The organism is Paracoccus fistulariae, from assembly GCF_028553785.1.
GTDB classification, from domain to species: Bacteria; Pseudomonadota; Alphaproteobacteria; order Rhodobacterales; family Rhodobacteraceae; genus Paracoccus; species Paracoccus fistulariae.
The window spans coordinates 392,534-418,702 of sequence record NZ_CP067136.1; the positions used below are offsets into that span (position 1 = coordinate 392,534).

General features: G+C 63.5%; 23 protein-coding genes and 1 tRNA gene. 15 read left to right on the forward strand and 9 right to left on the reverse strand.

The window, feature by feature from the left end; genetic code table 11:
• Positions 1–31 precede the first annotated feature (31 nt).
• From JHX87_RS02035 to trpA, 5 genes are all read right to left on the reverse strand, one after another.
• Positions 32–814 carry a DUF1194 domain-containing protein gene (locus JHX87_RS02035; protein WP_271884803.1) on the reverse strand — a complete coding sequence of 261 codons (783 nt, stop codon included), beginning with the start codon at positions 812–814 and terminating at the stop codon, positions 32–34.
• Between the two features lie 228 nt (positions 815–1,042).
• On the reverse strand, positions 1,043–1,759 hold the full coding sequence (locus tag JHX87_RS02040; protein ID WP_271884805.1) for a molecular chaperone DjiA: 717 nt from the start codon (positions 1,757–1,759) through the stop codon (positions 1,043–1,045).
• A 64-nt stretch (positions 1,760–1,823) separates the two neighbouring features.
• Complete coding sequence (locus tag JHX87_RS02045) at positions 1,824–2,315, reverse strand: GNAT family N-acetyltransferase (protein ID WP_271884807.1); 492 nt, start codon at positions 2,313–2,315, stop codon at positions 1,824–1,826.
• A complete protein-coding gene (locus tag JHX87_RS02050) occupies positions 2,312–2,884 on the reverse strand; it encodes a VOC family protein (protein WP_271884809.1) in 573 nt (190 codons plus the stop codon). Before JHX87_RS02050 ends, JHX87_RS02045 begins: the two co-directional genes overlap by 4 nt.
• Positions 2,881–3,678 carry a tryptophan synthase subunit alpha gene (gene trpA, locus JHX87_RS02055; protein ID WP_271884811.1) on the reverse strand — a complete coding sequence of 266 codons (798 nt, stop codon included), beginning with the start codon at positions 3,676–3,678 and terminating at the stop codon, positions 2,881–2,883. The genes JHX87_RS02050 and trpA overlap by 4 nt, the downstream gene beginning before the upstream one ends.
• A 155-nt stretch (positions 3,679–3,833) precedes the next feature.
• Here trpA and ychF point away from each other — a divergent pair, with 155 nt between their 5' ends.
• Positions 3,834–4,931, forward strand: a complete 1,098-nt coding sequence (ychF, locus tag JHX87_RS02060) for a redox-regulated ATPase YchF (RefSeq protein WP_271884813.1) — start codon at positions 3,834–3,836, stop codon at positions 4,929–4,931.
• A 79-nt stretch (positions 4,932–5,010) separates the two neighbouring features.
• Here the strand turns inward: ychF and JHX87_RS02065 are convergent, their stop codons facing one another.
• Positions 5,011–5,541 (reverse strand): hypothetical protein, encoded by a 531-nt coding sequence (locus JHX87_RS02065; RefSeq protein WP_271884814.1) that lies wholly within the window; start codon positions 5,539–5,541, stop codon positions 5,011–5,013.
• A 246-nt stretch (positions 5,542–5,787) separates the two neighbouring features.
• Here JHX87_RS02065 and JHX87_RS02070 point away from each other — a divergent pair.
• The 7 genes from JHX87_RS02070 (at position 5,788) to JHX87_RS02100 (ending at position 15,271) form a co-directional block, all read left to right on the forward strand.
• Positions 5,788–5,877 (forward strand) — tRNA-Ser (locus tag JHX87_RS02070).
• 393 nt (positions 5,878–6,270) lie between these two features.
• Positions 6,271–6,453 carry a type II toxin-antitoxin system Phd/YefM family antitoxin gene (locus tag JHX87_RS02075; RefSeq protein ID WP_271884816.1) on the forward strand — a complete coding sequence of 61 codons (183 nt, stop codon included), beginning with the start codon at positions 6,271–6,273 and terminating at the stop codon, positions 6,451–6,453.
• A gap of 12 nt (positions 6,454–6,465) precedes the next feature.
• Positions 6,466–8,301 carry a class I SAM-dependent DNA methyltransferase gene (locus tag JHX87_RS02080; RefSeq protein ID WP_271884818.1) on the forward strand — a complete coding sequence of 612 codons (1,836 nt, stop codon included), beginning with the start codon at positions 6,466–6,468 and terminating at the stop codon, positions 8,299–8,301.
• On the forward strand, positions 8,291–9,583 hold the full coding sequence (locus JHX87_RS02085; protein ID WP_271884820.1) for a restriction endonuclease subunit S: 1,293 nt from the start codon (positions 8,291–8,293) through the stop codon (positions 9,581–9,583). The genes JHX87_RS02080 and JHX87_RS02085 overlap by 11 nt, the downstream gene beginning before the upstream one ends.
• Positions 9,583–10,293: an abortive infection family protein gene (locus JHX87_RS02090; RefSeq protein ID WP_271884822.1), complete on the forward strand. Its 711-nt coding sequence runs from the start codon at positions 9,583–9,585 to the stop codon at positions 10,291–10,293. Before JHX87_RS02085 ends, JHX87_RS02090 begins: the two co-directional genes overlap by 1 nt.
• Positions 10,290–13,409: a type I restriction endonuclease subunit R gene (locus JHX87_RS02095; RefSeq protein ID WP_271884823.1), complete on the forward strand. Its 3,120-nt coding sequence runs from the start codon at positions 10,290–10,292 to the stop codon at positions 13,407–13,409. Before JHX87_RS02090 ends, JHX87_RS02095 begins: the two co-directional genes overlap by 4 nt.
• A 77-nt stretch (positions 13,410–13,486) precedes the next feature.
• Positions 13,487–15,271 carry a DUF262 domain-containing protein gene (locus JHX87_RS02100; protein WP_271884825.1) on the forward strand — a complete coding sequence of 595 codons (1,785 nt, stop codon included), beginning with the start codon at positions 13,487–13,489 and terminating at the stop codon, positions 15,269–15,271.
• On the opposite strand, the gene JHX87_RS02105 is transcribed toward JHX87_RS02100, so the two are convergent.
• The 3 genes from JHX87_RS02105 to JHX87_RS02115 are packed head-to-tail and all read right to left on the reverse strand — an operon-like array spanning position 15,260 to position 17,456.
• On the reverse strand, positions 15,260–15,682 hold the full coding sequence (locus JHX87_RS02105) for a hypothetical protein (protein ID WP_271884827.1): 423 nt from the start codon (positions 15,680–15,682) through the stop codon (positions 15,260–15,262). The genes JHX87_RS02100 and JHX87_RS02105 overlap by 12 nt on opposite strands.
• A complete protein-coding gene (locus tag JHX87_RS02110) occupies positions 15,679–17,004 on the reverse strand; it encodes a recombinase family protein (RefSeq protein ID WP_271884829.1) in 1,326 nt (441 codons plus the stop codon). The genes JHX87_RS02105 and JHX87_RS02110 overlap by 4 nt, the downstream gene beginning before the upstream one ends.
• Positions 17,001–17,456, reverse strand: coding sequence for a DUF2924 domain-containing protein (locus JHX87_RS02115; RefSeq protein ID WP_271884831.1), 456 nt, complete (start codon positions 17,454–17,456; stop codon positions 17,001–17,003). The genes JHX87_RS02110 and JHX87_RS02115 overlap by 4 nt, the downstream gene beginning before the upstream one ends.
• 388 nt (positions 17,457–17,844) lie before the next feature.
• On the opposite strand from JHX87_RS02115, the gene JHX87_RS02120 reads away from it, so the two are divergent.
• The 7 genes from JHX87_RS02120 (at position 17,845) to JHX87_RS02150 (ending at position 26,169) form a co-directional block, all read left to right on the forward strand.
• Entirely contained in the window at positions 17,845–18,558 is a 714-nt protein-coding gene (locus JHX87_RS02120; protein ID WP_271884833.1) for a hypothetical protein, read from the forward strand.
• A 490-nt stretch (positions 18,559–19,048) separates the two neighbouring features.
• Positions 19,049–22,540 carry a toprim domain-containing protein gene (locus tag JHX87_RS02125; RefSeq protein WP_271884835.1) on the forward strand — a complete coding sequence of 1,164 codons (3,492 nt, stop codon included), beginning with the start codon at positions 19,049–19,051 and terminating at the stop codon, positions 22,538–22,540.
• Entirely contained in the window at positions 22,537–23,064 is a 528-nt protein-coding gene (locus tag JHX87_RS02130) for a hypothetical protein (protein ID WP_271884837.1), read from the forward strand. The genes JHX87_RS02125 and JHX87_RS02130 overlap by 4 nt, the downstream gene beginning before the upstream one ends.
• Positions 23,061–23,270, forward strand: a complete 210-nt coding sequence (locus JHX87_RS02135; RefSeq protein WP_452460510.1) for a hypothetical protein — start codon at positions 23,061–23,063, stop codon at positions 23,268–23,270. Before JHX87_RS02130 ends, JHX87_RS02135 begins: the two co-directional genes overlap by 4 nt.
• The gene (locus JHX87_RS02140; protein WP_271884838.1) at positions 23,263–23,643 is read left to right on the forward strand and encodes a DUF6362 family protein; all 381 of its coding nucleotides are present in this window, start codon (positions 23,263–23,265) and stop codon (positions 23,641–23,643) included. Before JHX87_RS02135 ends, JHX87_RS02140 begins: the two co-directional genes overlap by 8 nt.
• 959 nt (positions 23,644–24,602) lie before the next feature.
• A complete protein-coding gene (locus JHX87_RS02145; protein ID WP_177208250.1) occupies positions 24,603–24,836 on the forward strand; it encodes an HNH endonuclease in 234 nt (77 codons plus the stop codon).
• The gene (locus JHX87_RS02150) at positions 24,811–26,169 is read left to right on the forward strand and encodes a DNA modification methylase (protein WP_272833809.1); all 1,359 of its coding nucleotides are present in this window, start codon (positions 24,811–24,813) and stop codon (positions 26,167–26,169) included. Before JHX87_RS02145 ends, JHX87_RS02150 begins: the two co-directional genes overlap by 26 nt.

The window sequence follows — 26,169 nt, forward strand, 5'->3', positions numbered from 1 at the left end:
GGCGCCCTTTTGAACCATCATGCCTTGCGGATCAGGCCTCGCGCTTTTTGCGCCGCCGCATCGCGCCGATGCCGCCAAGCGCGGTTCCCAGCAGCCAGACCCCGGCGGGCAGCGGCACGGGCGAGGGCTCGCCACTGATTTCAAGGGCCAGCTTTTTCTGGATGGCGTTGGAGAAGTCACCGAACGTCGCAGCCGCGATCAGGAATGACCCGCTGCCGCCGACGACCGAGTTCGCGTAGAAATTTTCGACAGTGGCCCCGCCACCGATGGGCAGGCCATTGATCCGGTCGATACCTGCGGCAAGCGCCGCATCGCGGGCCGCCTCGGTGGCCGCGGCGCCGCTGGTGCCATCACCGGAGACGTCCATGACCTGCGACTTGCCGTCGTAATCATTCAGCGCGAAACGCTGATAGCCAAAGTTGATCGCGGAATCGACACGTGTTCCGGCGCTAAATGGCCGGGCGTAATTTGCGATGTCATCTGCAAAGGTGTTGATCGCTGCGGCGCTGTCAAGCAAGGTCCAGCCAACAGCGGCGATCTGCTGGCTTGCGCTTGACCAATAGATCAGTTCCGCGGCGATTTTTCCCAGACGGCCATTGGATGTGTTCAGAATGGCGTTCTGGATCGAGGCGCTGCGGAATGCACTGACATATCCATCGCGCTGCAACTTGAATTCGTTACTGTCGACGCTGCCCGATACGTCGACAAGCATTTGCAATTCGACATCGACACTTATGGGTGCGGCATCGCCTTTATTGATCGGGGCCGCGATCAGGGCAATCGCGGCGGTGACTGACAAAAGCAGACTCTTCACGGCGTTATCTCCATCCTTGGATATTCGTATAATCGTACGAAGTCATTCGACCCGGTATTGAATTGGGGAGGGTCGTGAAGATGGTAACTTTATTTTTATTTATTTTTATGAAATTTTTATTTTAATATGTACGCTAATATAGGGGAAATATAAAAATTAAAATTAAAACATAAGATGATCAAGGCCTTACATGACTGACCCGTTCAGTTTTATTTTGCGATGGCATGCCTAGGTGGCTAAGCTACTGTGCATATTGCGAAAGTTGTCCCAGGCTTCATTCAATCGGCGCGTGCGCGCTTCGGCCAGGCGAATCGCTTCGGGGGGCAGGCCGCGGGCGATGGCGCGATCGGGATGGGATTCGCGGATCAGCTTGCGCCAGCGCTTGCGTGCCTCGGGCAGGGGGGTCTCGATCGGGATGCCAAGGATGTCGCAGGGCGGGCATTCGACCGAGGAATCGTGACGCATGCGGATCTTGGTGATCTCGGCCGGGGACATCTGGAAAATCGCGCCGACCGTGTCGATGAAGTCGATCTCGGACTGGTGCATGTCGCCATCGGCCAGCGCGATGATGACCAGACCTTCGACCACATCGCTCAGCACAGGGTCGCCGGGCTTGAACATCTGCGCGATGCGCCGTGCCCAGGCGTCATATCCGGCCACGTCCTGACGCGCCAGATCAAAGACGCGGGCGGCGTTCTTTTCCTCGGCGCGGGGAATGACGAACAGCCTGCGGAATGCCGAAACCTCGGACCGGACCACGGTGCCATCGGCCTTGGCCAGCTTCGCGCCAAGGGCAATCACGGCGATGGTAAAGGCGACCGAGCGCTCGGGCGGGACCGCCGCGCGCTTGCTGCCCATCAGTGCCGCAAGGCGGTCGCCGATGCGCTGCCAGAAGCTGCGGGGCTTTGGCAGGTCGGGGCAGGAAGGAGAGGCGCTGTTAACCATGTGGCAGAGACTATCCGCTAACGCAGCCGAACGATAGGGGCAGGATCGCCCTTGCCGATGACGTTCAGGTCAGCTTGTGGCCCATCAGGACAACATCATGATATGTCCCGAATTTATAGCCGGCATCCGGTATCCGGCCCCAATCGTCATATCCCATGCGACGGTGAAAGCGGATGGAGTCGTCATTCGATCCGGTGACCGCGCCGATCATCAGGTTATGGCCCGCCGCGCGAGCGTGATCTTCCACCGCACGCAGCAGCGCCGCGCCCAGACCGGCGCCCTTGGCCTCCGGCGCGACATAGACGGTATGTTCCATGCAATGCCGATAGCCGCCGCCATCGCGGAATTGCTTATAGGTCGCAAAGCCTGCAACCTGCCCATCCCGCAGGGCGACGAAAAAGGCGTGATCGGCAAGACGCTGGGCAATGATGGCGGCGACCTCGGCCTCGCTGCGTTCGGTGGGCCAGAAGGTGATGGCGGTGTCGCGGATGATCTGGTTCCAGATCGCGGCCACCGCAGGGGCATCTTCGGCACGGGCAGGGCGGATCGCGCTCATAGAAGGACGGTTCCCTGCGGCGTCCACAGGCTGGCGGTGAACGCCGCGCCCGTCACGATGCGCGGATCGTCCAGCGGGGTGGTTGGCAGGGGCAGGGTCAGGCGCTGCAGGCGGATGCCGTGATCGGGCAGGCTGTCCGCCGGGTGGCGGCTGTCGCCCCAGTCGATCAGCATCGGCGCCGCGCCGGCATGAGGCATCTGTCCGCTGTCGGGCAGGGTCAGCCGCCAGTGCAGATCGCCCCGGCTCAGCGCGACGGCACGGCTGCCCGGCGGCGCGGGCGTCTGGTCCAGATCGGCGCGCATGACCCAGCCGGCCAGACGCGGTGCGCCATCGAAATCATCCAGCCCGAACCAGCGATATTGTGGCGCGGCAACGGCATCGGGATCAAAGGCCAACAATTCCAGATAAGCCCCCGGACCAAGTGACAGCAGCCTGTTATGCGTGCCCATCAACGGGTGCTTGCCGCCCGGGCTTGCATCAACGCCAAGCCTGTCGCGCAGCCATGCGGCCCCTTCGGTCAGGCTGCGCGTGGCGATGGCGATATGGTCGAAGGCGAAAGCCGGTGTCACCCGCGATGCGCCCCCTGAGCCAGTTCCCCGACGAAAGAAAGGATCTCGGCCACCGGACGGCCTTCGGCGATGCGCTTGACGATGGCGCTGCCGACCACGCAGCCATCGGCCACCGCAGCGATCTGTTCGGCCGCCTCGGGGGTCGAGATCCCGAAGCCCACCACCACCGGCAGATTTGCCGCCCTGGCGACGCGGGCAACCTCTGGCGCGATCTCTGCCGCATTGGCGGAGGGTCCGCCGGTGATGCCCGTGACGCTGACGTAATAGACAAAGCCGCTGGTATTCTTGACCACGGCGGGCAGGCGGCGGTCATCGGTCGTGGGCGTGGCCAGACGGATGAAGTTCAGACCGGCCTTCTGGGCGGGAATGCACAGTTCGTCATCCTCTTCCGGCGGCAGATCGACGATGATCAGCCCGTCCACGCCCGCATCAACCGCATCCGTCAGAAACTGATCGACACCACCCGGGCGCGCATAGATCGGGTTGTAATAGCCCATCAGCACGACCGGCGTTTCGTTATCGGTCTTGCGGAACTCTTTCAGGATCGACAGCGTGCGGGTGACGCTGCCCCCGGCGGCCAGCGCGCGCTGACCTGCCGCCTGGATCGTCGCGCCATCGGCCATCGGATCGGTAAAGGGCATGCCCAGTTCGATCACGTCCACGCCAGCCTCTGGCAGGCCGCGCATGATCTCCAGCGTGGTGGCATCATCGGGATCGGAGGCCATGATATAGGTCACGAAGGCCTTCTTGCCCTGGGCTTTCAGCGCCGCAAACTTGTCGTCGATTCTGGTCATGTCCTCACCGGTCCCGTCCCGTCCTTTGGCCAAGCACTAGCCCGCATGGCCGCCATGCGCAATGCAGACGGGCGGGACATGCGGACGGGCGGTCAGGCTGGACTTGCGCGGGTGCGCATCTTATGTGTGCGCGGAACTGAGACAAGGGTGATGACATGGGCTTTCGCATGGGGATCGTCGGGCTTCCGAATGTCGGAAAATCGACGCTGTTTAATGCGCTGACGAAAACCGCCGCCGCGCAGGCCGCGAATTTTCCCTTTTGCACGATCGAGCCGAATGTCGGTGAGGTCGCGGTTCCGGATCCGCGACTGGACAAGCTGGCGGGCATTGCCGGGTCGAAACAGATCATCCCGACGCGGATCACCTTTGTGGATATTGCCGGTCTGGTGAAGGGCGCGTCCAAGGGTGAGGGGCTGGGCAACCAGTTCCTGGCCAATATCCGAGAGGTTGACGCCATCGCCCATGTGCTGCGCTGTTTCGAGGATGGCGACGTCACCCATGTCGAGGGCCGCGTCGATCCGCTGGCCGATGCCGAGACCATCGAGACCGAGCTGATGATCGCGGATCTGGAAAGCCTGGAAAAGCGCCTGTCCAACCTGTCACGCAAGATCAATGCGGGCGACAAGCAGGCCAAGGAAGATGCGCGGCTGATGAATGCCGCCAAAGAGGCGCTGGAAGCCGGGCGTCCCGCCCGCACGGTCGAGGTGGCCGAGGACGACCTGAAAGCCTGGAACATGCTGCAATTGCTGACCGCGAAGCCCGTGCTCTATGTCTGCAATGTCGAAGAGGACAAGGCCGCCACCGGCAATAGCCAAAGCGACCGCGTGGCCGAAATGGCGGCCGGGCAGGGGGCGGGACATGTGGTGATCTCGGCCAAGATCGAAGAGGAAATCAGCCAGCTGTCCGATGACGAGGCGGCGATGTTCCTGGAAGAGATGGGCCTGCAAGAGGCCGGTCTGGATCGTCTTATCCGTGCGGGCTACGACCTGCTGGGCCTGCAGACCTATTTCACCGTCGGCCCGAAAGAGGCCCGCGCCTGGACCATCCGCAAGGGCACCCTTGCCCCGCAGGCGGCGGGCGTGATCCATGGCGATTTCGAACGCGGCTTCATCCGTGCGGAAACCGTGGCTTATGACGATTACATCGCCGGTAATGGCGAGGCCGGTGCGCGCGAATCGGGCAAGTTCCGGGTCGAGGGCAAGGGCTACGAGGTGAAGGACGGCGACGTGCTGCACTTCCTCTTCAACGCCTGAAACAGGCAGCGGAAGACAAAGCCTGATCAGGGAGGAAGAACTCAGGCTTTGTCCTCCCGATCCGATATGCGGGTCGGGATTACGAGTTAAGCGAGGCCGTGCAGGCGCTGGCTTCCTCGATGGCTTTCTTGGTGCCGGTCAGGTCCACCACGATCCCGTCACCGCGATCCGAAAATGCTATCATCGCCTCGCCATTCTCTATATCGGCGACGAAATTCGGATTGTTGGCCAGAATATAGCCGCCATGATAGCCACGGGCCAGGCGCTTCGTTTCCATCTCGCCTTCACCGGTATAGACATTGCCATTCACGGTGATCACCAGCGGCGCATCCTTGGGCGCGTCGCCGCCATAGATATCGGCCTGCGTGAAGACCCCGATATAGCCCAGATCGCGGTCCTTGTTCAGCCCCATCTGCACCACGGTCCCGGCGGCATCGACAGCCTCGGCAAGGCAGGTCATGCGCTCTGCATTGGCATAGATCGTGTAGTTTTCCACCTCGCCATAGACGGCGAAGCCGGATCCCTGCTTGGAAATCACCCCGCTTTCGGCCCAGGCTGCGCTGGCCATGGTGCCAAGTGAAAGGGCAAGAATGATGTGACGAAAATGCATGCGGAAGCCTCCTTCGAATTGAAAAAACCTCGGTCACTGCGGACATCCTGATGCCTGCAATGTGATCTTAGGTGAATTACCGTGATTTGACAGGGGTATTTGTATGTTTTGTTTGTATGGGTTCGCGATTCGCAAGAATCCGCTGCCGCAGCCATATGTTGCACCGCGCGATCACGGCATCTGCTCCGCCGAAAAGGCTTGATTTTCCGCTTGTCATCCCCGGCGAGGATCCATAAACAAGCCAGCGGAGTGGTGGCCGAGTGGTCGAAGGCACACCCCTGCTAAGGGTGCAGGCGGGAAACCGTCTCGAGGGTTCGAATCCCTTCCACTCCGCCACTTGCCCCTGCGAAAGCGTTCTCCCCATCCGGCTGCGGCCGGATTTTCTCGTTGTATTCGAGGGTTATGCGGCTGGGGCTGAGCACCGACCTCCGCACCAAGACGCCCGAAAGCGGTCTCTCAGGGCCGATATTCTCCGGACCTCATGACTGCGCCATTTTGGTGAATTTTCTCCAAAGTACTGGAAAGACGACAATAATAGAGCGTCGTCGCTGAGCACTTCGATTTCAGGGGCGTTCACTGAAAGCTCCTGAAATCCAACATCTGTCGGCTGAGACCAGGCGCATCAGCATCGCCTTGATCTGTCGTAGCAATGGCCGTCGACGCCAACGAGTTCCGGATTGTGAAATCGGACTCTTTTGTCCATTGTGACCCAAAGCGGGGAGCAATGCCATGAAGGCCATGTCCGCACGGGACGCGAAGCATCAGTTCGGCCTGCTCATCGACACCGCCCGAGCCGAACCGGTGGTGATCGAGAAACATGGCCGCCCGGTCGTGGTGGTCGTGGCCGTGGAAGAATTCGAACGGCTGAAGGCGCTGGACGACGCAGCGACTGACAAGCCGCGGAAAAATTGAGGGGAAGAGAAAATGGCCGAGCAGGCGCAAAAGGACGAGTTTCTAGCTGCTTTGACAGGCCTTGGGGGCTCGGCGGGGAACGGAAAGCTGCGGGAAACGCTCGGCTGGGATGATGCCGCCTACGACGAGGTCAAGCAGGCCCTGATTGACGATGGGGCAATCGTCCCGGGTCGTGGACGTGGCGGCTCGGTCGCCATGGCAGCCCAAGGCGATGCAGTCCCGGCGGCCGCGCAGGCCGCTCAGGTCGACAGGCAGGTGCGAGCGGCCCGCCCTAACACCTCGGCGGCCAACGTGGGCTACGAGGCCGAACTCTGGCGAATGGCCGATGCCCTTCGCGGCAGCATGGACGCGGCGGAATACAAGCACGTCGTCCTCGGGCTGATCTTCCTCAAGTACATCTCCGACGCCTTCGAGGAGAAGCACGCGGCGCTGGAAGCTGAGCGCGATCAGGGCGCCGATCCGGAGGATCCGGACGAGTACCGCGCGGAGAATATCTTCTGGGTGCCAACTGAAGCGCGCTGGGCGCATCTCAAGGCTCAGGCACGGCAAAGCACTATCGGCCAACTCGTCGACGATGCGATGACGGGTATCGAACGTGACAACTCAGCGCTGAAGGGCGTGCTGCCGAAGGACTACGCGCGGCCGGCGCTCGACAAGACCCGGCTTGGCCAGCTGATCGACCTGATCTCGAATATCAAGGTTGGAGACGCCGAGGCCCGGGCGAAGGACGTGCTCGGCCGCGTCTACGAGTACTTCCTGTCCCAGTTCGCCAGCGCCGAGGGCAAGAAGGGCGGTGAGTTCTACACCCCCCGCTGCGTCGTCAAGCTACTGGTCGAGATGCTGGAGCCCTATCGGGGCCGGGTATACGACCCCTGCTGCGGCTCGTCGGGCATGTTCGTGCAGTCGATGGAGTTCATCCACGCTCACCGCAACGGAAACGGCAATGGTGGCAAGGCCAAGGCCGATATCTCGATCTACGGGCAGGAGTCGAACTACACCACCTGGCGGCTGGCCAAGATGAACCTCGCCATCCGGGGTATCGACGGACAGATCGCACATGGCGACACGTTTCACAACGACCGCCACCCCGACCTGAAGGCCGACTTCATCCTCGCCAACCCGCCTTTCAACATCTCCGACTGGGGCGGCGAGCGGCTGCGCGGTGACAAGCGCTGGCAGTATGGGGATCCGCCTGCGGGCAACGCCAACTATGCTTGGGTGCAGCACATCGTGCATCACCTCGCGCCCTCGGGCGTCGCCGGCTTCGTGCTTTCGAACGGCTCGATGTCGTCGAACCAATCGGGCGAAGGGGAGATCCGCAAGAAACTGATCGAGGAGGATGTCGTCGACTGCATGGTCGCCCTGCCGGGCCAGCTATTCTATTCGACGCAGATCCCCGCCTGCCTCTGGTTCCTCGCCCGCGATCGCAAGAACCACAAGTTCCGTGACCGACGCGGCGAGGTGCTGTTCATCGACGCTCGCAAGATGGGCTTCATGGTCGACCGCACCCATCGGGACCTTTCGGACGAGGACATCGCGAAGATCACGGGCATGTACCACCTCTGGCGCGGTGAGACCGACGTGCCGCCCGAGTCTGTGGACGGACTGACCGCTTATGAGGACATCTCCGGGTTCTGCATGGCGGCCCCGCTTGATGAAATCCGCAAGCGCGGGCACGTGCTCACCCCCGGCCGCTATGTCGGCACCGAGGCGGCGGAAGAGGACGACGAGCCGTTTGCCGACAAGATGGCTCGGTTGGTAGCCGAATTGCGTGAGCAGCAGCAAGTGGCTGCCAGGCTGGATGCCGCTATCGCAGCCAACCTGCGGGAGCTCGGATATGGCGGGTGACTGGAACGAAGTAACCCTCGGAGAAATCTCTGATTTCCGGGCGGGCTCAGTTTTCAAGCCGTCACATCAAGGGAACGCCGATGGCGAAATTCCGTTCATCAAGGTCAGTGACATGAACCTCCCCGAGAATGCTGTTCGCATTCTTAGTGCAAATAACTGGGTTTCTAAGGCGGTTGCCCGAGACCTGCGGGCAAAACCTCTCCCACCGGGTGCAGTAGTTTTTGCTAAGATTGGCGAAGCGCTACGTCAAAATCGTCTACGCCAAGTCGTGCGTGATACAATTGTCGACAATAATATGATGGGTGCCATTCCGCGTCGAGATCGTGTGGATGAGGGCTTTTTCTACTACACTCTCTCCCAGTTCGACTTCGCCGAAATCGCACAGGGAACAGCGCTACCGTATCTCACGGTTTCGTCGATATCGAACCTAAAACTAAGTCTGCCGGAATTGCATGAGCAGCGGGCTATCGCGCACATTCTAAGTTCGTTGGACAACAAGATCGAGCTGAACCGGCGCATGAGTGCGACGCTGGAGACAATGGCACGATCGCATTTCAAAGCGTGGTTCGTCTATTTTGCACCCGTCCGCGCCAAAGCCGAAGGCCACGATCCCGGCCTTCCTCCGCACCTCGCTTCCGTCTTTCCCGATCGATTGATTGTTACTGAGCATGGGGAGGTTCCGGAGGGGTGGGAAGTGAAGCCACTGTCGGAAATTGCAGAATTCCTCAATGGTCTCGCGCTGCAGAAGTATCCCGCCACCGACCCAGCCGATAGCTTGCCCGTCATCAAGATTGCCGAACTACGCAATGGCGTGACAGCAAAAAGCGACAGGGCATCGCGAGATGTTCCAGACAAGTATATCGTAAGGGACGGAGACTTCCTATTCTCATGGTCAGGCAGCCTTCTTGCTAAATTCTGGACAGAAGGCGACGGAGCCTTAAACCAGCATCTATTCAAAGTATCATCGGACCGCTATCCTACCTGGTTTATTGCGGAATGGGTTCAGGTTCATCTCGAGGAATTCCAGAACATCGCCGCTTCGAAGGCAACGACAATGGGCCACATTCAGCGTGGTCATCTGAATGCAGCAATGACAAACTGCCCACCAAACAGTGGTCTCGCTGATCTCGGATCCGTCATCTCGCCTTTGGTGGAGCGGAGAATCCAGATTGATTTGGAGTCCCGTACCCTAGCCGCAATACGCGACACGCTTCTGCCTAAGCTCATTTCCGGCGACTTGCGTGTGAAGGACGCCGAAACCTACCTCGACCGGGTGTTGTGATGGCCGCGCCTGCGCCTCAACCCTTCGTCATGCATGGTGCCCGTGACGCCATGTCGGCGGGCCTAGCGCATATCGAGGAACAGGTGAAGGGGATCGAACAGGCCGTAGTGGAGAACCCCGGCCTCGCGTTCGACCTAGCAAAAACACTGGTCGAGAGCACGTGCCGCGCGATCCTCGACCAACGGACCATCACCTACAGCCACAAGGATGATCTGCCGAAGCTCTTCAAGGCAGCTGCCCGTTCAGTGCCCATGTTGCCTCCGACAGCCGCTGCGGCGGCGAGTGTGCGCGCAAGCCTCGACCAAACCATCGGCGGGCTGCACACGGCCATTCAGGGCATCTGCGAGTTGCGCAACCAATGCGGCTTCGCCTCGCATGGCGCAGGAGAGCCGCGCCCAGTCATGGAGGCGGTCCAGGCGTTGCTCGCGGCCGAGGCGGCCGACGCCATCGTCGGCTTCCTCCACCGGGTTCACCGGCAGGATCGGACACCCCCGCCGCCCGCCGGTCCGACCTTCGACGACAGCGGCCCCTTCAACGATCATGTTGACGAAACGTTCGGGCCGGTTCGCGTCTTCGATGTCGAGTTCAGAGCTAGTGAGGTCCTGTTCCGTTTGGAGCCCGAGACCTACCGCATCTACCTCGCAGAATTCGACGGCACCAGTGCCGAAGCTGACGCCGAATCCCCAGCCGAAGAGGAGGCCCAGCCATGACCGCCCGGGGCATAACGGAGTCCGTCGTCGAGCAAGCAGCCCTCGCCTGGTTGGAGAGCATTGGCTGGCAGGTCGTCAATGGCGCAGAGATCGCGCCGGGTGAGCCGGATGCCGAACGCGACAATTATGGGCAGGTCGCTCTCGAACGTCGCCTGAGAGACGCCCTGGCGCGGAACAATCCAAAGCTGCCATCCGAGGCTCTCGAGGACGCGCTGCGAAAGCTTATCCGCCCCGAAGGCGTGGAGCTGATCCTGCAGAACCGCGCCTTGCACCGGCTGCTTGTGGACGGTGTCACCGTTGAGTATCGCGATGTAGACGGGGCGATCCGCGGCGCGCAGGCGCGCGTGATAAATTTCGACCGGCCCGAGGCCAATGACTGGCTTGCCGTCAACCAGTTCAGCGTGGCTGAGAACAAGCACGCGCGCCGTCCTGACGTGGTTCTGTTCGTCAATGGTCTTCCACTGGGCGTGATCGAGTTGAAGAACGCCGCGGGCCAGAACGCAACGATCTGGAGCGCGTTCCAGCAGCTCCAGACCTATCAGGCCGAGGTGCCGTCGCTCTTCGCGACCAACGCACTTCTGGTTGCCTCCGACGGCGTTGAGGCTCGCGTCGGCGCCATCGGCGCTGGGCGGGAGTGGTTCAAGCCTTGGCGCACGATTGCGGGTGAGGCTCTGGCCGATACGCATCTGCCGGAACTGCAGGTCGTGATTGAAGGCTTGTGCGACAAGCAGCGCTTTCTCGATCTGATCCGCGACTTCATCGTGTTTGAGGACGATGGCGGACGTGTCATTAAGAAGATGGCTGGCTACCATCAGTTCCACGCCGTGCAGGCGGCAGTGGGCGAAACGCTGCGCGCGGCTGAGATGGTGCGAGCCGTGTCCGGTGAAGACAGCGGGCGGCGTGGGGGCAAGCCCGGCGACCGCAGGGTCGGCGTTGTCTGGCACACGCAGGGCTCGGGCAAAAGCCTGACAATGGCATTCTACGCTGGGCGGATCATCCGTGAACCCGCCATGGAAAACCCAACCGTCGTGGTGCTGACCGACCGCAACGATCTCGACGATCAGCTCTTCGGCACATTCTCACGCTGCGCCGGATTGCTGCGCCAGCCACCCGCGCAGGCGGATTCCCGAGCGAACCTGCGCGACCTTTTGGCGGTCGAAGCTGGCGGTGTCGTCTTCACCACGATCCACAAGTTCTTCCCTGAAGAAAAAGGCGACCGTCACCCCACGTTGTCAGAACGGCGCAACATCGTGGTAATCGCGGACGAGGCGCACCGCAGCCAGTACGATTTCATCGACGGCTACGCCCGGCACATGCGCGATGCACTGCCCCACGCATCGTTCATCGGCTTCACGGGAACGCCTATCGAACTCCAGGATGCTAGCACGCGCGCGGTTTTCGGCGATTACATCAGCATTTACGATATCCAGCGCGCGGTGCAGGACGGCGCGACGGTGCCGATCTATTATGAGAGCCGCTTGGCAAAGCTGGTTCTGGACGAAGCCGAGCGGCCGAAGATCGATCCGGAGTTCGAGGAGGCAACAGAAGGCGAAGAGGTCGAGCGCAGAGAGAAGCTCAAGTCGAAGTGGGCGCAGCTTGAGGCCGTCGTTGGAGCGGACAGACGGCTGGAACTGGTTGCGCGAGATATCGTGGAGCATTTCGAAAAGCGCCTGGAGGTTATGGACGGCAAGGGCATGGTCGTCTGCATGAGCCGCCGCATCGCGGTGGAATTGTACCGCGAAATTTCGAAGCTGCGACCCGAATGGCACGACGAAGCAGACGAAGCTGGCGCACTGAAAGTCGTGATGACTGGCTCCGCTTCCGACCCCCTCGACTGGCAAGGTCACATCCGAAACAAGCCCCGCCGCGAGGCGTTGGCGAACCGCTTTCGCAATCCGAAGGATCCGTTCCGGCTCGTGATCGTGCGCGACATGTGGCTGACGGGGTTCGATGCCCCCAGCCTGCACACGATGTATATCGACAAGCCAATGCGGGGGCATGGCCTGATGCAGGCCATCGCGCGGGTCAACCGCGTATTCAAGGACAAACCAGGCGGTCTCGTCGTCGACTATCTCGGCTTGGCGCAGGAGCTGAAGCAGGCACTGGCGACATATACTGAAAGCGGCGGAACGGGACGGACCGCGCTCGACCAGGACGAGGCGGTCGCATTGATGCTGGAAAAGCACGAGGTGTGCAGCGCGCTATTCCATGGGTTCGACTGGTCGAAGTGGACAACGGGAACACCACAGGAGCGGTTGAGCCTGCTTCCGCCGGCACAGGAGCATATCCTCGTCCAGGACAACGGAAAGGATCGGTTTCTCCGCACTGTACGCGAGCTGTCACAAGCCTTCGCACTATCCGTGCCGCACGACGAGGCAATCCGGATCCGCGATGACGTCGCGTTCTTCCAAGCCGTACAAGCCGTTCTGGCCAAACGCGCTCCCGGAGATGCTCGGCCGGAGGAAGATCTGGATCATGCCGTGCGGCAGATCATCTCGCGCGCGGTCAACCCGGAAGGCGTGGTGGACATCTTCGCCGCTGCGGGACTTGAGAAGCCTGACATCTCGATCCTGTCGGACGAGTTTCTGGCCGAGGTCCGAGGCATGCCGCAGCGCAACCTAGCGGTCGAACTGCTGCAGAAACTTCTGAAAGGGGAGATCAAGACCAGGGGCCGGAAGAACGTCGTGCAAGCGCGCTCATTCGCGGAAATGCTGGAACAGACCCTGCGCCGCTACCAAAATCGTGCCATCGAGGCGGCGCAAGTCATCGAGGAACTAATCGCGCTGGCGCGTGACATGCGCCAAGCCGCAGCTCGGGGGGAAGAGCTCGGCCTCAGCGAGGACGAGATGGCGTTCTACGACGCGCTGGAGACCAACGACAGCGCGGTACAGGTGCTCGGTGATGAGACGCTACGTGGCATCGCGCGGGAGCTGGTGGAGACAGTCCGTAAGAACGTCACCATAGATTGGACAATGCGTGAGAATGTGCGTGCGCAATTGCGAGTTCTGGTGAAGAGAATTCTCCGGAAGTACGGATATCCGCCGGACAAGCAGGAGAAAGCGACGCAGACGGTACTTGAGCAGGCGGCACTGCTTTCCTCTGGCTGGGCTAATTGAAACCGTGCATCGAGAAAAAGGTATCTATGTTTAGGATGAATCAAACTTCGGTTTTTACCTTCAACGGGGGGCTTTGATTGACTATTCAGCGCATTCAGAGCGAGGACTGCTCAGTCGCCAGCCTCTTGCAATCATTCTACGCGGTGCCGGATTATCAACGTGAATACGTCTGGGACACGGACGAGGTCGAACAACTTCTGAAAGATGTTTGTGAAGAGATGGGCGACGGCGAAGCTCAGGATGCGCCCGAGTACTTCATTGGCAGTATCGTTGTCTGTCCTGGTCGAGATGGTGTGCTCGATCTCATCGACGGGCAGCAGCGCATGACGACCCTCTACATTATGCTATGCGCCATCCGGGATCGCCTGGAAGAGCTCCGTGCACCTGCTTCGTCCGTACTAAATGCCCAGATCGCAGATGCTGCCGTGGACGTATCGGGCGAGGAACGGCTGCGATATCGGCTGGATTTGCAGTATGAGGACAGCGGCGACGCGCTAACATCCCTTGCCGACGGTAAGGCTATAGAAACGCCATCGACGCAATCGATGCGCAACATGCAAAATGCGCACCACGTCGCACTCCGCTTCCTGCACTCGGAATTCGGTGAGGACGTCAAGGCCGTCCGCAAGTTCTATGGTTATCTCACAAACAAGGTGAAACTGATCCGCATTCAGACCGAAGATGTAGCCAAGGCACTGAAGATATTCGAGACGATCAATGACCGTGGCGTCGGCCTAAACTCCATGGACCTGTTGAAGAACCTACTCTTCATGAAGACACCCAAGGGGCAATTTGACCGGCTCAAGCACACATGGAAGGAGCTGCAGGACACGATTTTCCGCATGGGTGAAAAGCCCTTGCGTTTTCTGCGATATTTCATTTTCAGCCGCTACGATGTTGAACTCCTGCGCGAGGACGAGATCTACGGATGGCTCTCAAAGAACGACGCTTTGGTCGGATATGGGCGCGATCCCGTCGGCTTCGCCAAGGAACTTGTTTCGGCGGCTAGAGCCTACGAGTGCTTCCGTGCTGGCAAGAATGAAAAGGGCGAGCGGAATCGATTCCTCGACAACATCCGGTTTCTCGGTGGCAAAGCCGCGCGTCAGCATTTGATCTTATTGCTTGCGGGTCGTCATCTCGGCCCCGCGCTTTTCGATCGTCTGACCGCCGAGGTGGAAAATTTGTTCTTCTGCTACGTGATTACCCGAGAACCGACGCGAGATTTTGAGCGGGATTTCGCGAAGTGGGCGACTGAGCTTAGGCAGATTACATCTGAAGATGAACTCGACGTTTTCATCGTTGCGCGCTTTGACAGAGCGAAGGCCGACCTAGTCAACAGGTTTGATGATGCAATGGGACGCCTCGCGCTCAGCAGCCTGCAGCTCTACCGGTTCCGGTATGTTCTGGCAAAACTAACGCAGCAGGTGGACCTGCGAGCCTACGGGGATACCGAGGGCACGATGTGGCTCGGAAACTATGTCAGCGGCGGGTACGAGGTCGAACACATCTTTCCACAGACACCAAGCGCAGAGGCTGCTGCGGAGTTCGGCGGGGTAAGCGATCCCGAAGTCGTTCAGAGGCTAGGCAATTTGGTTCTGGTTGAAAAGTCCATCAACACGTCACTTGGCAATCGGCCATACAGCGAAAAAAGGCCGGTTTACCAGCAGTCTAAATTATTGCTCACGCGGGCGTTGAGCGAACGGCCGCAGGTTGGCGCAAATACTCGGATCGACAGAGCCGTAGCCTCGATTGAACCTTATGCCGAATGGAACGAGACATCTTTGCATAAACGTCAGCGCTCCCTTGTAACGCTTGCGCGAGCGGTTTGGGGGCTTCCTGAGCAAGCTCCTTCATTGCCTTGAATGCGGTAAGGCTGAAGCATTCCTTTCGACACCGATGTCCGACAGCTGCTCATTCCATTTCAATGAATTCGGCTCCAACACCCGCGCCAGCGTGACTTCCGGCCCCTGCTTCCCGTCCAGGATCGTTTCGATGATGTCGGGCGCGAGCAGCGTTAGCCGCAGGACCCGGGTCATGTAGGACGGCGCGATCCCCTCGCGCTCGGCCAGTTCGGCGATGGTGGCGAACTCGCCCGACTCGAGCATCCGCTTCCAGCGGAAGGCGCGGGCCAGCGCCTTGAGCAACGTGCTGTCCGCCTTGCACGGCTGCACGGCGCCATGTGGTAGCTGCATCTCCTTCCGTCCGCCGCGCTTAACGATGCGGAACGGGACGTGCAGCGTCACCGTCTCGGGGATTGGCGCCCAACGGGTCATGCAGCTTCTCCCATTCCGCCGGCCAGCATATCGCGCGCGAGGTCGCGGAGGCCGTCGACGCGGAGGCGGACGTTCAGCCCGTCCGTGCCGATGTCCACGCGCTCGACCAGAAGCGCCACGATGCGGGCCTGCTCTGCCGGGAAGAGTTCGTCCCACAGCGGGTCGATCTGCTGAAGTGCCGCGCGGGCATCTGCCTCAGTGATGTCGTCGGCATGCGTGCGCGCCGCCTTCCACGTTCCCGCCACGATCTCCGGCTGGCGGAACACGACGCGGAGCTGGTCGATGACGGCCGCCTCGATCTCGCCCGCGGGCACGCGGCCGACAGGACACGAACCCGCACCATGCTTCAGCACCGTCTGGCTGACATAGTAGCGGTAGAGCCTGTCGCCCTTCTTGGTGTGCGTTGGCGAAAAGGCTGCCCCGTCTGGGCCGAACATCAGTCCCTTAAGCAGCGCCGGTGTCTCGGCGCGGGTCCGTGCGGCGCGCTTTCTTGGGCTCTCCTGCAGGATGGCGTGGACACGGTCCCATGTCTCTCGGTCGACGATCGCGTCGTGCTCGCCGGGATAGCTGTCGCCCTTGTGGACCGCCTCGCCGATATAGGCGCGGTTGTTCAGCATCCGGTAGAGGTACTTCTTGTCGATCCGGTTGCCGCGCGGCGTCCGGATGCCGCGTTTGGCAACCCCTCGCGCGAGCTCCGTGCCCGATCCGATCTCGACGAAGCGGGCGAAGACCCAGCGGACATGCTCGGCGGCGTCCTCATCGATCACCAGTTTCCGGTTCTCGACGCGGTAGCCGTAGGGCGGCACCCCACCCATCCACATGCCCTTCTTGCGGCTGGCGGCGACCTTGTCGCGGATGCGCTCGGCCGTCACCTCGCGCTCGAACTGGGCAAAGCTGAGCAGAATGTTCAGCGTCAGCCGCCCCATGGACGTGGTCGTGTTGAACGATTGCGTGACCGAGACGAAGGTAACTCCGTTTCTGTCGAACACCTCGACCAGCTTGGCGAAGTCGGCCAGTGACCGCGACAGTCGGTCGATTTTGTAGACCACCACCACGTCGACCAAACCGTCCTCGATGTCTTCAAGCAGCCGCTTCAATCCGGGCCGTTCCAGCGTGCCGCCGGAGATGCCGCCGTCGTCATACTGATCGCGGACCAGCACCCAGCCCTCGGAACGCTGGCTGGCGATGTACGCCTCGCAGGCCTCCCGCTGGGCGTGGAGGCTGTTGAACTCCTGCTCCAGCCCTTCCTCGGAGGATTTCCGGGTGTAGACCGCGCAGCGCTGCTTGCGGACGACCTTCGATTTTTCCGGCGGCCTCATCATGTCCGACCCCTGTGATTCTTGAGGCCGAAGAAGACCCACCCGTTCCAGCGCGTGCCGGTGATGGCCCGGGCGATGGCAGACAGCGACTTGTAGGGCCGCCCCTGCCATTCGAAGCCGTCGGCGGTGACGGTGACGATGTGTTCGACGCCCTGCCATTCGCGCAGGAGGCGCGTGCCGGTGATGGGGCGGTCGCGGTCGAGGCACATTCCGCGCTTCTTCTTGTCCCCGCCGTCCAGTTCCTCACCCAGCCGTTCCAGCCGCCGGATGGTCTCCGGCTTCAGCCCGCCATAGGCGAGTTCCTGGATGCGGTAGGCCAGGCGGCTTTCCAGGTAGCGGCGATTGAACGGCGGCGGCTCGCTGTCGAACAGGTCGCGCCACTGTTTCTTCAGGTCCGGCGTTGGCGTGGTCTTCAGCGTGGCCAGGCGCGCGGGGATGGGGTCGGGCTTGTTCATGCATTTCTCCGATGAGTTGGAGTTGCATGACGGCATTGGTCGCTGGACAAGTGTAGGCAACCTTCTCCAGTATCGTCAGATGCTTCGCCTGTATCCCGCATGCGCAACCGAACCAGCCCGAGCGCCAGCAGGCCGCACAGCTCGGCGCGGCGTTCTGCGGGCGTCATCGCCGAAGGGGCGAGTGGGTTGGGGCGGCGAATGGGACCGGGATCGAACATCATGATCCATCGGTGCCGGATTGCGCCGATGACCGCGACCTCGGAACGGGTCAGCCCGTGCCCGGCCGGAAAGGGTGAACCCCTCCGGTGTTGCAACACCGCGATGGGTTGAGGGGTCAGGGCGTTCCCATTATGTTCGAACTGTCCCCTATCGATTCACGAGGCCGCCCATGTCGCTGCAGACGCTCGACCGTACCCAATGGAGTTTTGCAGAGGCGCTGGCCCATGTGCAGACCGTGACGGTCGCGCGGCGCGCCGTGGAAGCGGCAAAGCTGCCGCCGAAGCCAGCGCCGGCATACCAGACTTGGAACCCGCCGCAGGATCCCGCGGTGGCTTGGAAGGCAGAGGCGGAGACGGAGCTGCTCGTCGCGCTGCGGGACGGCGATCTTCTGGCACAGGGGCGCTTCACCGAGGAGCGGACCCATGGCTGGGGCCATGGCGGCAGCAGCAGCGGCTTCGGTCTGCATTCGGGCTATCACACCAGCATCCGCCCGGAGCAGTGGCGCGAGGGCAAATACTCCTTCGGTCGTCTGACCGCGCGGGATTGGGAATTCATCGACATCCGGGTGGCGCGTTTTCTCGTGAAGGCGATCTGGCCAGATTTTATTCCGGAGCCTATGCGGTCAATGCAGGGCGCGGCGGATGCGATTTACACGACGCCTTATCTCGACCTGATGCAGGCCGCGATTGCGCATTTCGGGATTTCGCCGCGGAACCAGGGCAAGAAGGAATGCCTGATGGACTGGTTTCTCGAGCAGCAGATCGAGGGCGAACCGGTGTCGAACAAGCTGGCCGACGCCATGGCCACGTTGATCCGGCTGCCGTCGGCACAGCGCGGCGGCGCGAAGCGGGTGCTGGGGCCCGATCTGCGCCAGACCGGATAGAATCGGCGAAGGCGTCGGCAAACGCGTTAACGACGACAACGCGACTATGACGGCGGCTGACTTGGGCCCGTCCCGTTAGCCTTGCCCTCAATACGTCTGGTATAGATGCGGCCCCCGGACGCTGGGGGTCTCGATGAAGGGCGGAACCGTTCAACCTGTTCGCGCGGACGAGGGGTCACCCCACTGAACGGCTGCGGCCGCCATGGGCATTGCAAACGGCTCACTTGACCCTTTGGGGTCCACCCATGATCTGACCTGATTCCAATGCCTTGCCGGAAGGGGTCACCCCTTTCCGCTGAGGCTTCGCGTGACCGGGCGGACCGGTTCCGACGTCGCGAGGGTGGTCTGATGCGCGGCAGAACCGGGGGCAACGACGCCCTCCATCCGGTTCCGCAGCACCCGTGTCCGCCCGTCTCCGCCACCTCCTGCGCCCCGCCGCATCGGCCAATCGGCCGACCGGTTGGGATGCGGCCGTTCCGCGGGGCCGGCGATGAGCGGACGGGACTGGCAGGCCTTCGACGCTGAGCTGCGCGCCCGCGTGCCGGAGCTGGCGGTGGAGCTTCTGGGCAAGCCGACATTTCGTGCCGGCCAGGAATGGCGATGGGGCCGCAAGGGCAGCCTTTCGGTCGTGATCGGCGGCGCCAAGGCGGGCATGTGGTTCGACCACCAAGAAGGCCGGGGCGGCTGGTTCTCCGACCTTGTCGGCCGCGACCTCGGGATGGCGCGCGAGGATGCCACCGACTGGATCGCCGACCGGATAGGCATGGAGGCGCTGCCCCGACCGGCTCGTCAGCGGTCAACACCAGGCGCAACGCCCGCGAACGATCCGGGCGAGCCGCCAACGGCACCGGCCACGGCGCCGCCCGAGACCATCCCCGATGACGATACTGCGTCTGCGCCAAACCGGGCGGTTGAGGCAGCCGTGCGGGCCACCCGGATCTGGTCCAGCGGGCGTCCCGCCCTGAACGACCATCCCTATCTCGTCGCCAAGCATGCCGCGCCTCTCGCTCTGCGCATGGATACGAGCGGCCGGCTCGTCGTGCCGCTGCAGGACATCGACGGCAGGATCCACAGTCTGGAAAAGATCGCTCCGGATGGGGCCAAACGTTTCCTAGCCGGTGGCGCCAAGAAGGGGCACTTCGCGGTGGTGGGCGCGGAGCCCGGGCCGATTGCCAAACCCACCGGCCCCATCCTGATCTGCGAGGGCTGGGCGACCGGCGCCAGCCTGCACATCGCCACGGGCCATACCGTGATTGCGGCCATGGACGCGGGTAATCTCATGCCGGTGGCTGAGGCGCTGCGGGCGCGCTTTTCGGTGGCCGACCTCGTCCTGGTCGCCGACAACGATAAGAAGCCCGACCGCGATACCAATCCTGGCGTCGAGGTCGCGCGCAAGGTGGCGCTTGCGGTCAAGGGCCGTCTTGCCGTGCCGGACAGCCCGGGTGATGCCAACGATCTGTTCTGCGCCGAGGGACCGGAGGCCGTCGCGGCACTTGTCGCCGGCGCGGCCGGGATCCCGCCGCCACCGCCGACCTATCCCGCACCGGTCCTCACGCCCGACGAGGCCCGCGCCAGCCTTGCCGAGGCCATCGCCGGCTTCATGGCCGCGATCCCGGATTACTGGGCAGCCGTGGAGGCGGCGCAGGAGGAGGCGAAAAACCCCGACGCGGACCGCGACCCGCTGGATTTCAACATCGTGGCGCGCGCCGCGCTGCCGCCGCTCCTCGGCCTGCCGGTGGACGTGGGTCTCGGCAAGACCTCGAGCGCGCGCGCCGCTATCGCCGAGCTGATCGCTGCGGGCGCCCTCGGCAAACGCAAGGTCGTCTATGCCGTCCCCCGCCACGATCTCGGAGCCGAGCAGGTCGCGGCCGTCGAGGCATTGGGTGTCAGCGCCATGCTCTGGAAGGGCCGCACGGCGCCCGATCCCACCGACGACAAGCCCGACCGGCTCATGTGCCTCGACACCGAGGCCACCTTCGACGCGCTCGAGATTGAGCACCCCGTCGAGCAGAGCTGCTGCAAGGTCAAGAACGGGGCGGAACTGCTCCTCTGTCCACTGTTCCACGACTGCGGTTACCAGCGCCAGAAGCCGCTGGCGCAGGCCGCGCAGGTCATCGTCTGCGCCCATGACAGCCTCTTCCACATGAAGCCCGAGGCCATCGGCGAGGTCGGGCTCCTCGTCATCGACGAGGCCTTCTGGCAGTCGGGCCTGCGCGGTCTCGACGGCAAGGCGACGCTGACGCAGGACGGGCTCGAGCCCGGCCGGACCTCGCTCACCTGCTACAACGGCAAGGGAAAGATGGATGTCGGCGCCACGGCCGACCTGGTCGCCGCGCGGGAGCGGCTCTGCAAGGCGCTGCGGGTCACGGAGCCGGGGCCGCTGCGTCTGGGCTTGCTGGAAGCCGTCGGCCTCACCCCGGACGACTGTCGCCATACCGCGACGCTGGAACGCCGCCGGATGCGCGACGCAGGCCTCCGCCCCGGCATGTCGCCTGTCGAACGGCGCAAGCGCATCGAGGCGATCCTGCCGCAAGCGGGCGAGCCATGGGCGCCGCCCGGGCGCTGCGCCACGCTCTGGCTGATCCTCGCCGAGGCGCTGGAGAACGGCCATGACGCCGCCGGCGCGGAACTCGTGCACGAGATGACCGAGGCCGGTTCGGTCCGCGCGCTGCGCCTGCGCTGGCGCAGCACAATGAGGAAAGGTTGGGCCGCCCAGGCAGCGATCCTGCATCTCGACGCGACGCTGCGGCCGGAGCTCGTCCAGACCTACCTGCCACGGATCGACATCGGCACGCCCGTCGCCGCGCGCCAGCCCCATGTCCGCGTGCGCCAGGTGACCGGCAGCCCGACCTCGGCCCGCGCCCTGACGCCATCCCCCGACGCACCCGAGCGGGACCGCAAGGCCGCCGCCACCCGGCTGCGCGATCTCCGGGCCTGGATCGACCTCCGGGCGCGGCAGTGCCATCGCCCCGGCCGGGCCATCAATCTCCTGGTGGTGGGCCAGAAGGCCGCCATCGATGCGCTCAGGTCGGCCGGGCTGCCGCCGCGGGTCGAGGCGGTGCATTTCAACGCGCTGAGCGGGCTCGACCGCTGGGGCGGGATCGGCGGCATGGTCGTGCTCGGCCGCACACTGCCCACGCCACGCACGGTCGAGCTGATCGCCATGGCCCTGACCGGCCGCGTGCCCGCGCCGAACCCGGACGATGCGGGCTGGTGGTATCCCATGGTCGAGCGCCGCATGCGTCTCGCGGGCGACCGGACCGCGCCGCTCGCGATGGAGGCACATGTCGATCCCATCGCCGAGGCCGTGCGCTGGTGCATCTGCGAGGGCGAGCTGATCCAGGCGATAGGCCGCGGGCGTGGCGTCAACCGCACCGCCGCCACGCCGCTCGAGATCGACCTGCTCACGGATGTGGTCCTGCCGGTCACCGTGGATGCGCTGGTGCCCTGGTCCGACTTCCGCCCGACCCGGCGCGACCTGATGGCGCTGACCGGCATGGTGCTCGAGAACGCCGCCGACATGGCGGCTTGCTTTCCGGAGCTCTGGCCAACCCGCGAGGCCGCGAAGAAGGACGGCCAGAGGAAGGGGACAAATGACTATTATAGAGACCTCTATAATAGCAGATTGTCCCCATCCTCTGCGGAAGTGACCTACCGCCCGACAGGTGCTGGCCATCGCACCCGGACCGCCCGCGCCGATCTCACCCGCATCCCTGATCCTGAAGCCTGGCTCACCAACCGCCTCGGGCCACTCGCCAGCTTCGAGCTGACAGTGTGCAACAGCGATGCATCCGAGGCCAATGGTCCGTCAAGCGCGGTGCGTCTCGACGCCCTCGCATCCCGTCTGACCGCCAGCATGCAGGCCGTCCTCGTCGCGCGCCGCGCCGCCCTCGATGTGCTCTCGGCACGGCTGGAGGCGGCGAAGCCCGTCGCTCCGAGGCGGTCCGTTCACCCCAAACCCACAGAGGAGATAGATGCATGATGTTCGACCGGATGCGCCTTTACGACGCCGGCCGCTTCCATGACACGGAACTGCCCGACTGGTATCGCGAGGCCCAACGCCTCAGCCAGGCGGAACGCATTGATTGGCATTGCGCCCTCGAGCGTGTGCTCGATTGCGAATACACGCTGCTGACGGAGGACTGCACGGCCAGCGCCGGCCTCGAAATCCGCTTCTGGCCGAGCGAGATGAACGGCATCCTTGTCCTGATCGAGGCCCCCCTCGAGCTCGTCGAGCAGGTCGTCATCCTGAACCCGACCGACTGGCTGCCGTTCCTCTCGAAATACCTCGCACCCCTGATCGCAACCTCGACGCAGAGCGCCGTGCTGCAGATGCAGAGCAAGATCGGGAACGCCTTCATCGCTTGGGCACGCCATGGCGAAGGCAGCCATGTCGATCGCGGCACCGGCCTCAGCCGCATCGATCTCGACAACGACCGGAACCGGCGCCGGGCCGAACAGGTCCGTCAGGCCATGGCAAAAGGCGGCAAGGGGTCCGCCGCATGACCGGGATGCGGTTCATGCCGAACGGCTACGGCGGCCAACGCCGGGATCCCGAGCAGGTCAAGCGCGAGGGCTGGCAGGAACAGGGCGTCCTCGCGGTCTCCGCCGATGACGACCGCCTCACCTGGCCCGAGCGTGAACTGGTCCGCCAGCTGGGTGAGAAGCTCTACGGCCCGCGTCCGTCCGACAGGGAGGCGCGCCATGGCTGATCGCGAATGGACCGCCGACTGCGTCGCCGACCATTTCGAGGAAGCGTTCAGCACCCTCCGCAAGCTGCCGCCCGTCAAGGCGCAGGGCTACTTCAACACCTGGCCCGACATCGTGCGGACCAGCCGCGAGATCGCGGCGATGGAGCCGCAGCCGATGCGGGTCTGGCCCTCGGCCGCCGCGATCACCCGGCTCGAGCAGACCTTCGACTGGGTGCTCTGGATCGAGGAGGCGGAGCGCAAGCTGGTCTGGTCGCGCGCGGCTCGGGTGCCGTGGAAGCAGATCAGCGGCGAACTCGGTTGCGACCGCACCACCGCGTGGCGTCGCTGGCAGCTGGCGCTGACCAAGATCGCCGCGCGCCTGAATGCGCAGTGACTCCAATGTGTTGCAACACTTTTCCCTTCGACATCTGCAACAGATCCATGCTATTCCGAAGGCAAGATGGGGAGAGTGCGCTGGAAAGCTCGCTCTCCCCTTTGCGTTGACGGGGGCCACTTGGACCCCGGTATCCAGCGAGGGTCCGGCCGGGGTCCAGCCCACGGCAGTTTCCGGTTCCTTCCTGGCGATATTCGTATGCTGGCGGGCGCAGCTCGGCATTTCGCCAGCGACAGGGCCGGAATTTTGGGAAGCCGCCGGAATCCAGCATCCACCCGCGGCGTCCTGAAAGCCTCGTGAATTCAAACATCTGACCGGCCGCCCGGGGTGGATACCCCGCGGATACCGGAGTCCAGCCGGAAGCCGGTGGACCCCGCCGTGCCGGAGTCCACCCGGCGGATGCCGATCGACCATCGACAGGAACCTTCATGACCCTCGCCCACGGCACTGCGGCGGGCACGGACGCCGTCGCGACGCGCGCCAGGTCGCGCAACCGCGGGATGCGCCTCCGGACCTGCGCGGAGTGCGGCAAGGTCGAGGAGGTGCGCGCCGACAACCCCGCCACTCGGTGTCGAGCCTGCGGCTCCCGACCAGCGCTGGATAGAGGCCACTGCAGGCGATCCGCGGATCGGAACCATGAGACGTGCCGGCACTGCGGCAGGGTCTTCCCGGCGCCGCCGAGCAGCCGCCAGCAGTTTTGCTGCCTCGCGTGTCGTCGCGCCGCGCAGTCGGTCGAACTATGCTGCGCGACCTGCGGGAGCTCGTTTCACATTCCCCGGTCGGTCCTGTCGGGTCGCACCAACGCCAGCGGACGGTTCTGCTCGCGGTCTTGCTACGAGCGCCATCTGTGCCGGACGCCGCGCATCCGCGGGCGCGGCTCGCGATGGAAAACGATCCGCAAGGCTGCGCTCCGGCAGACGCCCTTCTGCGCCTGCTGCGGAAGGACCAGGCACCTTCAGGTGCACCACATCATCCCGTTCCGCCTGACGCGGGACAACTCGCCGACCAACCTGATCCCGCTCTGCCGCGCCTGCCACAAGCGCGTGGAGAGCGTGTTCCACGATGTCGAGGCGGTCGATCCGCCGCTCCCAGTCACCAAGCTCGTCCTGTTCTGCAGCATCCATGCGCGCCGGACGGTGACCCTTCACATGCTCAAGAGTTCCGCCCATGCCGGCCAACGCGCTGCAGCTTGAACAATGGCCCATCGGCCGCCTCGTCGAATACGAGCGCAACCCGCGCAAGAACGACGATGTGGTCGACCGGATGGCGCAGGCCATCGTCGAGTTCGGCTTCCGCATCCCGATCGTCGCGCGCAGCGACGGGCTGGTGGTCGACGGGCACCTGCGGCTGAAGGCGGCCCGTCTGCTCGGTCTCGACACCGTGCCGGTGGTCCTCGCCGACGAGCTGTCGGAGACGCAGATCAAGGCGTTCCGTCTGCTGGCCAACCAATCGGCGAACTGGGCGGAGTGGGATGAACTGCTCCTCTCGGCCGAGCTGCAGGACCTGCTCGCGGACGACTACGACCTGTCGCTGGTCGGCTTTTCGGACGGCGAGCTGGACAAGCTTCTGGCGTTCGATCCGGACGGGGGCGGTGAAGAAGAGGGTGGCGCCGGGGGCTCCGTGCCGCCGGTGACCATCCCCGAACCGCCGCGCAATCCTGCGTCGCGCACCGGCGATCTCTGGATCCTCGGCGACCACCGCCTCCTCTGTGGCGACAGCACCAGCGCTGCCGACGTGCGCCGTCTGATGAATGGCGAGCGGGCGATCCTGTTCGCGACCGACCCACCGTATCTCGTCGATTACGATGGCTCGAACCATCCGACCCGCAACAAGGACTGGTCGGCGTCCTACGGCACGACCTGGGACGACAGTTCGCAGGGGGCGGAACTTTACGACGGGTTCATCGCGGCGGCCGTGGCCGAGGCGATCACCGAAGACGCCGCCTGGTACTGCTGGCACGCCTCGCGCCGCCAGGCGATGCTCGAAGCCTGCTGGGAGAAGGCGGGCGCTTTCGTCCACCAGCAGATCATCTGGGTGAAGGACCGCGGCGTCCTGACCCGCTCGCACTACCTCTGGAAGCACGAGCCCTGCTTCATGGGCTGGCGCCGCCCCAACCGTCCGCCGAAGGTGGCCGAGGAAACGCTGCCATCGACATGGGCGCTTCCCAGCTTCGCCAAGGATGACCGGCCTGACCATCCGACGCCGAAGCCGCTCGACGCCTTCGGGATCCCGATGCGCCAGCATGTGGCGCGGGGCGGCCTCTGCTATGAGCCGTTCTCCGGCTCCGGGTCGCAGATCATGGCGGGCGAGGCCAATGGCCGCCGCGTCTTCGCAATGGAGATCAGCGCGGCGTATGTCGATGTCGCCGTGGAGCGTTGGCAGGCCGAAACCGACAAGGACGCGATCCTCGACGGCGACGGCCGGACCTTCGCGCAGGTGAAGGCGGAGCGGCTGGGCGACGTCACCGATACGCCGGACACGGACGCCGAACCCGAACCCGCGCGAAAGCGCCAGACCGCCGCGTGA

Coding starts and splice junctions, on each gene's coding strand:
- JHX87_RS02040 (WP_271884805.1), bottom strand. CDS start 1,759: ATGGTTAACAGCGCCTCTCCTTCCTGCCCCGACCTGCCAAAGCCCCGC.
- JHX87_RS02045 (WP_271884807.1), bottom strand. CDS start 2,315: ATGAGCGCGATCCGCCCTGCCCGTGCCGAAGATGCCCCTGCGGTGGCC.
- trpA (WP_271884811.1), bottom strand. CDS start 3,678: ATGACCAGAATCGACGACAAGTTTGCGGCGCTGAAAGCCCAGGGCAAG.
- ychF (WP_271884813.1), top strand. CDS start 3,834: ATGGGCTTTCGCATGGGGATCGTCGGGCTTCCGAATGTCGGAAAATCG.
- JHX87_RS02065 (WP_271884814.1), bottom strand. CDS start 5,541: ATGCATTTTCGTCACATCATTCTTGCCCTTTCACTTGGCACCATGGCC.
- JHX87_RS02075 (WP_271884816.1), top strand. CDS start 6,271: ATGAAGGCCATGTCCGCACGGGACGCGAAGCATCAGTTCGGCCTGCTC.
- JHX87_RS02080 (WP_271884818.1), top strand. CDS start 6,466: ATGGCCGAGCAGGCGCAAAAGGACGAGTTTCTAGCTGCTTTGACAGGC.
- JHX87_RS02085 (WP_271884820.1), top strand. CDS start 8,291: ATGGCGGGTGACTGGAACGAAGTAACCCTCGGAGAAATCTCTGATTTC.
- JHX87_RS02090 (WP_271884822.1), top strand. CDS start 9,583: ATGGCCGCGCCTGCGCCTCAACCCTTCGTCATGCATGGTGCCCGTGAC.
- JHX87_RS02095 (WP_271884823.1), top strand. CDS start 10,290: ATGACCGCCCGGGGCATAACGGAGTCCGTCGTCGAGCAAGCAGCCCTC.
- JHX87_RS02105 (WP_271884827.1), bottom strand. CDS start 15,682: ATGACCCGTTGGGCGCCAATCCCCGAGACGGTGACGCTGCACGTCCCG.
- JHX87_RS02110 (WP_271884829.1), bottom strand. CDS start 17,004: ATGATGAGGCCGCCGGAAAAATCGAAGGTCGTCCGCAAGCAGCGCTGC.
- JHX87_RS02115 (WP_271884831.1), bottom strand. CDS start 17,456: ATGAACAAGCCCGACCCCATCCCCGCGCGCCTGGCCACGCTGAAGACC.
- JHX87_RS02120 (WP_271884833.1), top strand. CDS start 17,845: ATGTCGCTGCAGACGCTCGACCGTACCCAATGGAGTTTTGCAGAGGCG.
- JHX87_RS02125 (WP_271884835.1), top strand. CDS start 19,049: ATGAGCGGACGGGACTGGCAGGCCTTCGACGCTGAGCTGCGCGCCCGC.
- JHX87_RS02130 (WP_271884837.1), top strand. CDS start 22,537: ATGATGTTCGACCGGATGCGCCTTTACGACGCCGGCCGCTTCCATGAC.
- JHX87_RS02135 (WP_452460510.1), top strand. CDS start 23,061: ATGACCGGGATGCGGTTCATGCCGAACGGCTACGGCGGCCAACGCCGG.
- JHX87_RS02140 (WP_271884838.1), top strand. CDS start 23,263: ATGGCTGATCGCGAATGGACCGCCGACTGCGTCGCCGACCATTTCGAG.
- JHX87_RS02150 (WP_272833809.1), top strand. CDS start 24,811: ATGCCGGCCAACGCGCTGCAGCTTGAACAATGGCCCATCGGCCGCCTC.